Annotated in this window: 11 protein-coding genes, 4 tRNA genes and 1 pseudogene; 13 read left to right on the forward strand and 3 right to left on the reverse strand. The window is 65.0% G+C overall.

Annotated features, from left to right (window positions below):
• Positions 1 to 915: pseudogene (locus DBR10_RS19670) on the reverse strand (class I poly(R)-hydroxyalkanoic acid synthase); the annotation flags it as partial.
• Positions 916 to 937: 22 nt separating this feature from the next.
• On the opposite strand from DBR10_RS19670, the gene DBR10_RS19675 reads away from it, so the two are divergent.
• The 13 genes from DBR10_RS19675 (at position 938) to DBR10_RS03825 (ending at position 9656) form a co-directional block, all read left to right on the forward strand.
• The gene (locus DBR10_RS19675) at positions 938 to 1204 is read left to right on the forward strand and encodes a hypothetical protein (protein WP_108506130.1); all 267 of its coding nucleotides are present in this window, start codon (positions 938 to 940) and stop codon (positions 1202 to 1204) included.
• 13 nt (positions 1205 to 1217) lie between these two features.
• A complete protein-coding gene (locus tag DBR10_RS03770) occupies positions 1218 to 1661 on the forward strand; it encodes a hypothetical protein (protein WP_108506131.1) in 444 nt (147 codons plus the stop codon).
• A gap of 110 nt (positions 1662 to 1771) precedes the next feature.
• Complete coding sequence (locus tag DBR10_RS03775; protein WP_108556147.1) at positions 1772 to 2992, forward strand: LL-diaminopimelate aminotransferase; 1221 nt, start codon at positions 1772 to 1774, stop codon at positions 2990 to 2992.
• Positions 2993 to 3073: 81 nt separating this feature from the next.
• On the forward strand, positions 3074 to 4363 hold the full coding sequence (locus tag DBR10_RS03780; RefSeq protein WP_108506153.1) for a homoserine dehydrogenase: 1290 nt from the start codon (positions 3074 to 3076) through the stop codon (positions 4361 to 4363).
• Between the two features lie 66 nt (positions 4364 to 4429).
• Positions 4430 to 5419 (forward strand): class II fructose-bisphosphatase, encoded by a 990-nt coding sequence (glpX, locus tag DBR10_RS03785; protein ID WP_108506132.1) that lies wholly within the window; start codon positions 4430 to 4432, stop codon positions 5417 to 5419.
• Between the two features lie 101 nt (positions 5420 to 5520).
• The gene (gene recJ / locus DBR10_RS03790; RefSeq protein ID WP_108506133.1) at positions 5521 to 7344 is read left to right on the forward strand and encodes a single-stranded-DNA-specific exonuclease RecJ; all 1824 of its coding nucleotides are present in this window, start codon (positions 5521 to 5523) and stop codon (positions 7342 to 7344) included.
• A gap of 165 nt (positions 7345 to 7509) precedes the next feature.
• Positions 7510 to 7584: transfer RNA gene (locus DBR10_RS03795), tRNA-Glu, on the forward strand.
• A 57-nt stretch (positions 7585 to 7641) separates the two neighbouring features.
• Positions 7642 to 7716 (forward strand) — tRNA-Glu (locus DBR10_RS03800).
• Between the two features lie 172 nt (positions 7717 to 7888).
• The gene (gene cspD, locus DBR10_RS03805; RefSeq protein ID WP_108506134.1) at positions 7889 to 8509 is read left to right on the forward strand and encodes a stationary phase survival cold shock domain protein CspD; all 621 of its coding nucleotides are present in this window, start codon (positions 7889 to 7891) and stop codon (positions 8507 to 8509) included.
• Positions 8510 to 8581: 72 nt separating this feature from the next.
• Entirely contained in the window at positions 8582 to 9076 is a 495-nt protein-coding gene (locus DBR10_RS03810) for a DUF192 domain-containing protein (protein ID WP_108506135.1), read from the forward strand.
• A gap of 72 nt (positions 9077 to 9148) precedes the next feature.
• Positions 9149 to 9225: transfer RNA gene (locus tag DBR10_RS03815), tRNA-Pro, on the forward strand.
• 31 nt (positions 9226 to 9256) lie between these two features.
• Positions 9257 to 9562: an ETC complex I subunit gene (locus DBR10_RS03820; protein ID WP_108506136.1), complete on the forward strand. Its 306-nt coding sequence runs from the start codon at positions 9257 to 9259 to the stop codon at positions 9560 to 9562.
• Positions 9563 to 9579: 17 nt separating this feature from the next.
• Positions 9580 to 9656 (forward strand) — tRNA-Arg (locus DBR10_RS03825).
• A 7-nt stretch (positions 9657 to 9663) separates the two neighbouring features.
• Here DBR10_RS03825 and DBR10_RS03830 read toward each other — a convergent pair.
• Complete coding sequence (locus DBR10_RS03830; RefSeq protein WP_108506137.1) at positions 9664 to 10215, reverse strand: DUF1697 domain-containing protein; 552 nt, start codon at positions 10213 to 10215, stop codon at positions 9664 to 9666.
• Between the two features lie 4 nt (positions 10216 to 10219).
• Positions 10220 to 11377 carry a cystathionine beta-lyase gene (gene metC, locus DBR10_RS03835; RefSeq protein WP_108506138.1) on the reverse strand — a complete coding sequence of 386 codons (1158 nt, stop codon included), beginning with the start codon at positions 11375 to 11377 and terminating at the stop codon, positions 10220 to 10222.
• Positions 11378 to 12138: the final 761 nt, after the last annotated feature.

Consider the following 12138-nt stretch of genomic DNA (forward strand, 5'->3'; position numbering starts at 1 on the left):
CTGCTGGGTCGCGTCATAGACGCCCTCGAGCATGTAGTCCTCGAAGGTCTTGGCGGCCAGTTTGGCATCGGGATTGACCCATGAGGCCACGAAGACCGTAAAGCCCTGACCCGTCAGCCAGCGGATCATCGAGTTCTCGGGACGCAGGTCCATGATGTAGAACTTGTTGATCCAGGGCGGGAAGATCAGCAGTGGAATTTCGTGGACCTGCTCGGTGGTGGGATCGAACTGCAGCAGTTGCAGGATGTCATTCTGGTAGACGACCTTGCCTGGAGCCGTCGCGACGTTCTCGCCGACCTTGAACTTCTCAAGATCAGTCTGGCTGATGGCCAGTTGGCCGCCACCGCGCTCCAGGTCGGCTGCGAAGTTCTCCATGCCGCGGACCAGGCTCTCGCCGTTGGTCTGCATGGCCTCCCGGAGTGCGGCGGGGTTCGAGATAAGGAAGTTCGACGGTGAGAAGGCGTCGGTGAGCATCTTGGTGAAGAACTCGACGCGCCGCTTGGTCGACGGATCCACCCCCTCGACACCGGAAACCAGGCTGTTCAACCAGTTCGACGAGAGCAGATAGGACTGCTTCATCATGTCGAACATCGGATTGGAAACCCAGTCGGGGTCGTTAAAGCGCTTGTCTCCGCTTGCAGGGGTCACGACAGGCTGGGGCTCTTCGCCGGCGGCGCGACGGGCCGCAGACTGCCAAAGATCCATGTAACGACCAAAGAGGTCGGCCTGGGCGCGCATCAGCTTGTCCGGCTGGGCGGCGAGGCGCGACATCACCTCGTTCATGGCCGGGGCGACATGGAAGGGGTCTGGCGTCAGGGCGGCCGGCCGGTCGGCCTGGCGAAGCGCAGCCTCGGCGATTGCCCCCTGCGCCGTGACGGCCGCCCGCGCCAGATTGGCAGAAAGCGTTTCCAGCATCTGGCGTTGGTCTGGCGAAACGATGCTGTCGAAATTCGGAACAGGCGGGGGCGTGGGCGGCCGGGTGGCCTTGGCTGATTCGGTTTTGGGTTTCGGCGCGGCCTCGGGAGCGGGCGGCGGAACGGCCTTCTTTGGCTTGGCGGAGGTGGTTTTTGCCTTCGGGGCCGCCGCTTTACGGGGCTTCGAGGGTGTTTTCGCCGTCGCCATGCTGGTTCCTCCCGCGTGTTTCTTCCGGATCGGCTCGCAACCTGCCGCGCACGGCCTTTCGCTTGCCGCGATCATCGCATAAGACCAGAGACAAGATGAACGGTGAAACAGGCAAAATCGTACGTCTCGGCGTACTCACGGGTTTTACGGCGCTGGCTGTCGCCGGTTGCGCCCTGCCGTTCTCGAATGCTGCCGTTGATCCCGCTTCGCCTGTAGCCGATGCGACCCGTGTAGCGGCCGATCGACGGGGCGCGCTCCCGACTTTTTCTGCCATCCCGGCCGTTCCGGGTGATGTGCGTTCGGCTGCGGGCTTCAAGGCTGCGGTCGCTGAGGAGCAGGCGGCCGGAGAGGCGCTTCGCCGCAAGGTCGACGCGGGCCTGTTCACGCTTTCTGGCACGGAAGCCTTCGCCGCCAAGGCCCGGGCCGCTGCCAAGGCTCCGGACTTCGGCGCGCCCACCGACGCAGACCGCGCGGAAACCGAAGCTTTCGCCAAGGCCGCCCGCGGCCGAGCTACCGCGCCTCCGTCCCAGCCCCAATAGGGCGACGGAGGCATAATCATCCTTAAACTGGCTTGGCGCGGCCCCGCTTGGGGTCTATCCATGCCCGACTTTTGCTCCCGACGCGCCGGAGCGGCGCATTGAGCCCCCAAATGAGCACCGATTTTCATCGCATCCGTCGCCTTCCGCCTTACGTTTTCGAAGAGGTCAACAAGATCAAGGCGCGCCTGCGTGCCGAGGGAACGGACATCATCGACTTCGGCATGGGCAATCCCGACATGCCGACCCCGCCACACATTGTCGACAAGCTGATCGAGACCGCCCGTGACCCCAAGGCCGGACGCTATTCGGCGTCCAAGGGCATCCCGGGTTTGCGCAAGGCCATGGCCAGCTACTACGACCGTCGCTTCGGCGTGAAGCTGAACCCAGACACCGAGGTGATCGCCACTCTGGGCTCCAAGGAAGGTTTCGCCAACCTGGCCCAGGCCCTGACAGCGCCTGGCGATGTGATCATCTGCCCCAATCCCGCCTATCCGATTCATGCTTTCGGCTTCATCATGGCGGGCGGGGTTATCCGGCATGTTCCAGCCCTGTCGCCGGAGGACTATCTCTCGAACATCAGCCGGGCCGTGAAGCATTCGGCCCCGCCGCCGACCGTGCTGATCCTGTCCTATCCGTCGAACCCGACGGCCCAGTGGGTTGATCTGGACTTCTACAAGGACGCCATAGCCCTGGCGAAGAAGCATGACCTGCTGGTCATCAGCGACGTCGCCTATGGCGAGATCTATTTCGACAACAATCCTCCGCCTTCGGTGCTGCAGGTCGATGGGGCCAAGGACATTGCGGTCGAGGTCAATTCACTGTCGAAAACCTATGCGATGGCCGGTTGGCGCGTCGGCATGGTGGTCGGCAATGCCCGCATCTGCGCCGCTCTGGCGCGGGTGAAGTCCTATCTGGACTATGGGGCCTATACGCCTGTCCAGGTCGCTGCCGCGGCAGCGCTCAACGGTCCGCAGGACTGCGTTGACGAGATCCGGGCCATCTACAAAGGGCGTCGCGATACCCTTGTGTCGTCCATGAAGCGTGCGGGCTGGGACATTCCCAATCCTCCGGCCTCCATGTTTGCCTGGGCCAAGATCCCGCCGGCCTTCGAGGCGGCCGGCTCCATGCTGTTCTCGCGCCTGCTGATCGAGGAAGCCGGCGTCGCCGTCGCTCCGGGGATCGGCTTTGGCGAGTATGGCGAGGGCTATGTGCGGATCGGGCTGGTTGAAAACGAGCACCGGATCAAGCAGGCGGCCCGCAACGTGAAGAAATTCATCGCCAATGCCGACGCTATCCTGGCCAAGGCCCACAATACGGTCGAGCGCGGCTGAAAAGCTTGCTCGAATGGACTTCAGTGTCGTGGCGACGGTCTTCGATAGGTCGTCGCCACGTTCCCGCGATAGGACGTGAAGATGACGAACAAAACCTGGCGTGTCGGCGTTGCGGGACTGGGTACGGTCGGCGGCGGACTGCTGCAGTTTCTCGCCGAGCGGCCAACCTTCGCTCCGGCTGGCGATCGTGCGGTTGTGACGGCGGTTTCGGCGCGGTCGAAGTCCCGCCCGCGCACGATCGACATCTCTGGCCTGACCTGGTTCGACGATCCCGTCGCCCTGGCCGGGTCACCCGACATCGATCTCTTCATTGAACTCGTCGGCGGTAGCGACGGGCCGGCCAAGGCTGCGGTCGAAACCGCCCTGAAGGCCGGAAAGCCTGTTGTCACGGCGAACAAGGCCCTGATCGCGGAGCATGGCGCGGAGCTGGCGGCCCTGGCCGAGGCGAACGGTGTGCCGCTTCTGTTCGAGGCTGCCGTCATGGGCGGCGTACCGGCCGTCAAGCTCATGCGCGAGGCGATGGTTGGCGACGACATCGACTCGGTGGCCGGCATTCTCAACGGCACGTGCAATTTCATTCTCAGCGAGATGGAGAAGACGGGCCGCTCGTTCGGCGACGTGCTGCGCGAAGCCCAGGCCCTGGGCTATGCCGAGGCCGACCCGACCATGGACGTCGGCGGTTTTGATGCCGGCCACAAGATCAGCATCCTGGCGGCCCTGGCCTTCGGCTGCGCCCCCAACTTCGCCGCCGCAGAGATCGAGGGCATCGAAGCTGTCGAACTCCTGGACATCAAGCTGGCCAAGGATCTCGGCTACCGGATCAAGCTGGTCGCCTCGGCTTCGCGCACAACAGACGGCGTGGCCGTGAAGGTGCATCCCTCTCTGGCTCCGCTGGAGCATCCGCTGGCCCAGGCCGGCGGGGCACTCAATGCCCTGTTCATTGAAGGTCGCCGGGTGGGTCGCATTTTCCTGCAGGGCCCCGGTGCGGGCGCTGGCCCGACAGCCGCTGCCGTGGCCGCCGACATTGCTGATGTGATGACCAAGGCCGTTCGCCCGGTCTTCCAGGCTCCGGCCGGCGATCTGAAGCCGTTTGTTGCCGTTGATCCCAGCAAGTCGGTCGGCAAGGCCTATCTGCGGATCATGGTCCGCGACGAGCCCGGCGCGATCGCCGCCATCTCCGAAACACTCGCCGAATGCGGGGTTTCGATCGACAGCTTCCTGCAGAAGCCTGTTGAAGGAGCGGGTGGGGTCCCCATTGTGCTCGTCACCCATGCGACACCTGAATCCAACCTGCTGGATGCAATTGCGCGCATCGAAAAACTTCAGGCCGTGCTAGAGCGTCCCCGTCTGTTGCGCGTTGCGCGCATCTAAAAAGCCGTCGGCAAGGCGGCACGAGACGACATTGGGAATAGCCTCGCCACGGGCTGGGAGAGACGGATGAGTTCGAACACCCTGGACCGCTCACTGGTCCTGGACGCAGTGCGCGTGACCGAAGCGGCTGCAATTGCCTCCTGGACCATGGTCGGACGCGGCGACGAAATGGCGGCTGACCAGGCCGCAGTCGATGCGATGCGCAATGCGCTGAACGAATTGAACATCGACGGCGAGATCGTGATCGGCGAGGGCGAACGCGACGAAGCGCCCATGCTCTATATCGGTGAAAAGGTCGGCAAGGGCGGACCCGCCATCGACATCGCGCTGGACCCGCTTGAGGGTACCACGCTTGCCGCCAAGGCCATGCCCAATGCTCTGGCCGTCATGGCCTGGGCGCCCAAGGGAACGCTGCTGAACGCACCTGACACCTATATGGACAAGATCGCCTGTGGTCCGGGCTATCCAGCGGGCGTGATCGACCTCGACAAGACCGCAGCGGAGAACGTCCAGGCCCTGGCCGCAGCCAAGGGCGTCGCGCCTTCGGAAATCACGGTGTGCGTGCTGGATCGTCCGCGCCATGCAGAGATCATCGCCTCCGTGCGTTCGGTCGGGGCGCGGGTTCATCTGATCACGGATGGCGATGTGGCCGGCGTAATCAACACCTCGGATCCCTCGACGGGAATTGATCTCTATGTCGGCTCGGGCGGGGCTCCCGAAGGGGTCCTGGCCTGCGCAGCCCTGAAGTGTGTCGGCGGGCAGTTTCAGGGGCGTCTGCTGTTTCGCAACGCCGACGAGCGCGCCCGGGCTGTTCGCTGGGGCGTCACGGACCTGGACCGGAAGTACGATCTCCATGACATCGTCCGCGCCGATGCGATCTTTGCCGCCACGGGCGTGACCTGGGGCGCGCTTCTGGAAGGCGTTACCTATAAGGACGGCTTCGTCCACACCCATACCCTGGTGATGAACTCGTCGACCGGCACCGTCCGTGAAGTTCGGATGAAGCGGCGGGTTCGGAGCGAGGCCCGGGGTAGCCCGATGCACGAGCTGGCCTGACGTCGCATGGAGCGAATCCGCCAAACGGGCTAGGGTCCGGAATGGTTCTCTCCGTCAAATCCTTCCAAGCCGCCCGCCCTCATTGTGGAGGGCGCTGAGCCATGGCTGCTGACCTTCATGCGGATGCCGGGGGCGAAGCTTTCCTCGATGTCACCCGATCGCTCAGCGGACGGGCCTGGCGTGCAAGGCCGGTCGATCCTGTCGCCGTCAGAGCCCACCAGCAGTCGCACGGCCTTTCCGAGCCCTTGGCTCGCGCCATTGCTGCTCGCGGCGTCAAGGCGGGTGAAGCCGATCACTATCTGAGCCCGACCCTCAAGGCCCTGTTCCCTGACCCCTCCAGCTTTACCGACATGGACCGGGCGGCCGAAATCCTGATCGATGCGCTCGTCGCCGGCCGCCCGACCATGGTCTTCGCCGACTATGACGTGGATGGCGCGACCAGCGCGGCTCAACTGGTCCGGTGGTTTCGCCATATGGGCGTCGAACTGCCGATCTACATCCCGGATCGCCTGACCGAGGGCTATGGTCCAAGTCCGGCGGCCTTCAAGACCATCCGCGAGTCCGGGGCCGAGCTGGTCGTCACCCTCGATTGCGGTGCGGCGGCCTATGACGCCATCGCCAGTGCGGCGACGATCGGCCTGGAGGTGGTGGTCATTGACCATCACCTGATGCGCGAGGATCCACCCGCAGCGGCGGCTGTGGTCAATCCCAACCGGCCCGGATGCCAGAGCGGGCAGGGCGTCCTGGCCGCAGCCGGGGTGACCTTTGTCCTGCTCACCGCCCTGAACCGCGAGGCGCGCAAGCGGGGGCTGTTCACCGATGAACGACCGCAGCCGGATCCACGCCAGTGGCTGGATCTGGTGGCCCTGGGCGAGGTGTGCGACGTCACCCAGCTCGTGGGGTTCAATCGGGCACTGACCACGCTCGGCCTGCGCGTGATGTCCAACTGGGCCAATCCTGGTCTCAAGGCCCTGTTTGAGGTCGGCAAGGGGACTGGCCCAGCCTCGGTGTTCCATGCCGGCTTTGTGCTGGGGCCCCGCATCAATGCCGGCGGTCGGATCGGGCGGTCGGATCTCGGGGCGCGGCTCCTCTCAACGGACGACCCTGAAGAGGCCAGGATGCTGGCCGAGGAGCTGGACGGCCTCAATACCGAACGCAAGGCGGTGGAGGCCGGCGTGGTCGAGGAGGCTGTCGCGGTTCTGGAACGCGGCAGCAATTTCAACCCGGACGCTTCCGTCATCGTGGTGGCCGGGGAGGGGTGGCATCCCGGCGTGATCGGCATCGTCGCCGGCCGGCTGCGGGAGCGTTACCGAAAGCCCGTCGTCGTGATCGGCATAGATCGTGCGGCCAATGTCGGGAAGGGTTCGGGGCGGTCGCAGCCGGGCGTCAATCTGGGGGCGGCGATCCAGTCGGCCTATGAGGCGGGACTGCTGATGTCGGGAGGCGGTCATGCCATGGCCGCGGGGCTCAGCATCCGGCCGGATACCATCCCGGAGCTGCGGGCCTTTCTCGAAGAACGCCTGTCTGGCGAGATGGAAGCGGTCGGACCCGAAGCCGTGGAGATCGATGCGCTGGTGCAGCCCAGGGCCGCAGACCGGGCGCTTTACGAGGACTTCCAGCGTCTTGCCCCGTTCGGCCCGGGCAATCCGGAGCCGATGTTTGCCCTGACGGCCGTCAGGCCGGACCGGGTCATGGCGCTGAAAGGCGGGCATGTCCGGATGGATCTCGTCGGACCGACAGGTGAGCGGCTGAAGGCCATCTCCTGGCGCAGTGCCGAAACCGATCTTGGTCGTCGCCTGCTGGCTGGCGGTGGGGCGCTGCATGTGGCCGGGCGTCTGAAGCCGGACGACTATATGGGGCGCAACGGCGTCCAGCTGGAGATCGAGGACGCTGCAGATCCGCGGGCCAGGACGGCTGAAGCCTGAGGTGTTTCCGGGCCAAGCGCTTGATCGGTCAGTCGGTTTTCGTGCCGAGACGATCTGTGGCGGGGATGAGGTTCAGCGTGGCTGTGGACACCCCGAAAAAATGCTTCCGGGCGGGTTGCGTGTCCAGAAGGGCGCGGCTATACACCCGCTTCCTCGCGGGGCCGTGGTCCCTTCGTCTATCGGTTAGGACGCCAGATTTTCATTCTGGAGAGAGGGGTTCGACTCCCCTAGGGACTACCACCCGCGAGGTCTAGACTACGGCTCTCTGACAATGTCTCCGTCTCCGGACGATGATGTGGTCCCTTCGTCTATCGGTTAGGACGCCAGATTTTCATTCTGGAGAGAGGGGTTCGACTCCCCTAGGGACTACCAGCCTCACGTCATTGCTAATTATTTCCCATCTGTGTCCGCGACGAAATGTCGCGGATAGCGCCCTGCCATGCGTTTGGCGCGAATTCGCCATTGACGGCTCTCCTCACGCGAGAACACTGTTATCGCGTTGGTGCTCGCTCCATCTGTTTTTCGGGCGGGCCAGAGGGGCGGAATGTCTGGTTACGATTTCGATACAGTGGCCGCGCATGAGGATCTCGTTCGGATCAGCGGTCGCATCAAGTGGTTTGATGCCGGCAAGGGCTATGGGTTCATTGTGCCCGACGACCCCGGTCAGACCGGTCTCAAGGACGTCCTTCTGCATGTGACCTCGCTGCGGAACTGCGGACGTGAAACGGCGCTTGAGGGGGCCGTCATCGTCTGTGACGTCGTGCGGCGACCCAAGGGCTGGCAGGTCAGCGAGGTCGTCGACCTCGACGAGACGTCCGCGCCGGTTCCGTTGGAGCGTCCGCGCCGGACCTTTGCCGACGCGCCACCCCGACGTGAGCGTGACGCCATGGGCGGCGGCTTCCGGTCCGGGATGGACAGCAGCGGCGGGCGCCAGGCCCTGGCACCGGAGGGCCCTGCCGAGCACGCCAAGGTCAAGTGGTTCAACCGCACCAAGGGCTACGGCTTTGTCGTGCGTGATGCCGAGCCGGGCGACATCTTCGTCCATATCGAGACTCTGCGTCGGGGCGGCCTGGAAGACCTCCAGCCCGGCGATGACGTGCTGGTCCGCTTTGCCAAGGGCCCCAAGGGTCTGGTGGTCGCCGAGATCAATCCCGGCGAGGCCTGAGCGACTTCCGGCCCTTTCTAATCCGGGGCCGGACGCGCTAGGCTCGGGGAGTCGCCCCCGTTTGCGGGGCATCTGATCCTGGGCGGAGTTGTCGTGGCGTTGAGTAATCCGATCCACAGGCGAGCTTTTCTGGCCGCTCTCGGCGGAGCCTTCGCGGCGGCGTCCGTTCAGGCCAAACCGGCGGCGGCTGCGGAAACCGTTGAAATCATCACCGGTCGCGGCCGCGTTCGTTTTCAGGTCGAGATTGCCGCGACGCTCGCGCAGCAGCGGCAGGGACTGATGTTCCGCAAGAGCCTCGCGCCTGATCGGGGCATGCTGTTCACCTACGCCCGGCCCCAGCCCGCAGCGTTCTGGATGAAGAACACCCTGATCCCGCTGGACATTCTCTACATAGCCCCGAGCGGCAAGATCCTGTCGATCGTCCGCAATGCGCGGCCGCATGACGAGACCCCGCTGCCGTCCGGCGGTATGATCCTCGGCGTTCTGGAAATCGCGGGTGGCCGGGCCGCAGAGCTGGGCATCCTGCCCGGGGACAGGGTTCTGCACCGGATTTTCCCCAAGCCCTGATTGCGACGATTTACGGTGTTCGTGTTTGATCCGCGCGCCGAACCCCTGTAGAGCAGCCGCCTGCCGGTGTTTCGGAGCGTAGCGCAGTCTGGTAGCGCATCTGGTTTGGGACCAGAGGGTCGCAGGTTCAAATCCTGCCGCTCCGACCATCGACAAGAATTCTGGCCTTTGGAGAGATTCATGCTGGCTCGCATCTATCGCCCCGCCAAGACCGCCATGCAGTCCGGCAAGGCCAAGACCAAGGACTGGCTGCTCGAGTTCGAACCGGCTTCGGCCCGCAAGTCGGACCCGCTGATGGGCTGGACCCAGTCCAGCGACATGAACGGCCAGGTTCGCCTGACGTTCGAGACCCGCGAAGAAGCCGTGGCTTATGCCCAGAAGCATGGCCTGGCCTTCCAGCTGTTCGACCCGAAGACTCCCAAGCGCATCATCAAGGCCTATGCGGACAATTTCGCCGCCGGCCGCCGCCAGCCCTGGACCCATTAGGTCCCGACTCGCGATCCGCGCCCTTAGCTCAGCTGGATAGAGCACTCGCCTTCTAAGCGAGCGGTCGCTGGTTCGAATCCAGCAGGGCGCGCCATTCTCTTTCAGTCGCTGACCGCTGACGTGGCTTCGCCCAGGGCCTGGACGACCGTCCAGGGCCGTCCGGTGATCCGCGTCGACAGCGCCTTTTCGATCATGCCGTTGCTGAACTTCGAGCCGCCGACCCCGTTGGGATAGGTGACGTAGAGCTGCCGGCTTTCGACCCGCAGTTGCTCGCCGCCGGTCAGCCTGGTGCGCAGGGCCCCGATGATCTTCTTGTCGGGCGCGTCCTTGAGAAACAGGGTCATCAGCAGACCCGGATCGTTCTCGGCAAAATCCGTGTACGGATTTGCGGCGATGATCGCGGCCCAGGCCTGGGCTGTGCGGACATAGACATCGGTACGCAGCCCCAGCCGGGCCATGATCTCGGTTTCCAGAAAGGCCTGCAGTTCGGCTCCGGTCCGCTCTGGACTGTCAAACACCAGATTGTTCGCGCCACTGACCGCGCGGGCCTGCTGCAGACCCAGATCGCCGAGCAGGGCGACGAAGGTCGCCGCGTCGATCGGCTGCTGGCCGCCGACGCTGACCCCGCGCAGAAGGGCGATATGGGTGGTCATGGGGTCAGGCTTCCTGGGTCAGGGCGGCAAGGGCGCGGGTGAGGTCGGCGATCAGGTCGTCCGGGCTTTCCAGCCCGACATGCAGGCGCAGCAGTGGGCCCTCAAGGCCGGTCGGGACGGTGCGGGTGTGGAGCTGCGGATCGCAATGGATCGCCAGGCTCTCGTAGCCGCCCCATGAGAAGCCGAGGCCAAACAGCTGCAGAGCGTCGATAAAGGCATGGACCGCCTTGGCCCGGACGGGCTTGAGGACCACGCCGAACAGGCCGCAGGCTCCGGTGAAGTCGCGCTTCCAGATCGCATGGCCCGGATCGCCGGGCAGGGCGGGGTGCAGCACCCGCGACACTTCGGGCCGGGTCTGCAGCCAGCGGGCCACGGTCAGGCCGTTCTCGGCATGGCGGGGCAGGCGGGTGGTCAGGGTGCGCAGACCGCGCAGCATGGTGTAGGCATCGTCGGACGACACCGACCAGCCGACATCCCACATGGCCTCGTCGAGCAGGGCGATGATCGCCGGATCATTGGTCGCCACACTGCCCATGAAACAGTCGGAATGGCCGCCGACATATTTGGTCAGGGCCTGGACGCTGAGGGTCACGCCATGGGCCAGGGGCTTGAACAGCAGGCCGGCGGCCCAGGTATTGTCGATCAGGGTCAGGATGCCCCGGTGGTTGGCGGCGGCCGCGATGGCCGGAACATCCTGCATCTCGAAGGTCAGGGAGCCGGGGGCTTCCAGCAGGATCAGCCGGGTCCGGTCGGTCGCCAGGGCCAGCAGGGCCTCAGCCGACAGGGCCGGATCGTAGTAGCGGGTGGTCACGCCGTAGCGGCCCAGGAACCGGTCGCAGAAGCGTCGCGTCGGCTTGTAGACGCTGTCGACCACCAGGATCTCGTCCCCGGCCTTCAGAACGGCCATCAGCGCTCCGGTCAGGGCCGCGAGCCCCGACGGATAGAGGGTGACGTTCTCGGCACCTTCTAGCTCAGCCAGGGCCTGTTGCAGGGCCGACGGCGTCGACAGCCGGGTGATGCCGTAGGTGACCTGGTCGTCGTCATACAGCGAGGCTGCGTCGGCCATCAGCACGGTCGAGCCCCGCTGGATCAGCGGATTGACCGTCTTGGCCGCTGCGGTCGGGCCGTGGCCGGCGCGGATCAATCGGGTGTCCTGGTCCATGGGGCGGTCAACTCGGGAGGGCAAGGGCGGCGAGGGTGGTTTAGAGCGCTCGGCATAGCGGGTTCAAGGCGGGAATGCTCATTGTGCTGTTGACTCCCTTCCCCCATCCAAGGGGGAAGGGAGAAGGCGTGCGTCTGCAACCTCGCGCAAAAAATGCTGCGATGGTGATGGGAAGGGTCGCGAAGCGCCCGGGCCTCGCCCGGATGAAGGATAGAAAATACCGTTTCGACGAAGACGAGCGCTCCGCGCGGTCGTTCTTTCAGAGGCGCGCGGCGCTTGAGCCCTGTTTGGGCCTCGCCGCCTTGAAGCCTCCGACGGGCGGACCGGGGTGCGACCCCGACCCGGACTGCCGGTTCTCCCGAACCGGCCTGCTGCTCGCCCGACCCCTGCCGTGACGTCGTTTCTGTGATCCACGGCCGACCGCCGCCAGACACGACAGGGTTGGCAGCCCAAGAGCACAGTGTCCTCTTCCTGCCATCGATTGAGCTTCCCGCTCGACCACACCCCGCCGCCGCTTCGGTCGCTGGCCAAGCGCCCTTCCCCGCGACGAGGTGGGATGATTATGCCGGACGTTTTCAGTGCGTCTGATTGGCGCGATCAGGATTTTTGTAAGGGGTTGATCGGGCTGGGTTTTGTTTGTCGGTTGATGGGGATTGGCTACCGCCTATCCCCATACCCTCTCGTCATTCCCGCCCTTGTGGCGGGAACCCCTGGTTCAGCTGAGTCGTGAAATGCCGGCGAAGTGCGCGCGCACTTCGCCC

The sequence above is a fragment of the Caulobacter sp. HMWF025 genome (assembly GCF_003060965.1).
GTDB lineage: Bacteria > Pseudomonadota > Alphaproteobacteria > Caulobacterales > Caulobacteraceae > Caulobacter.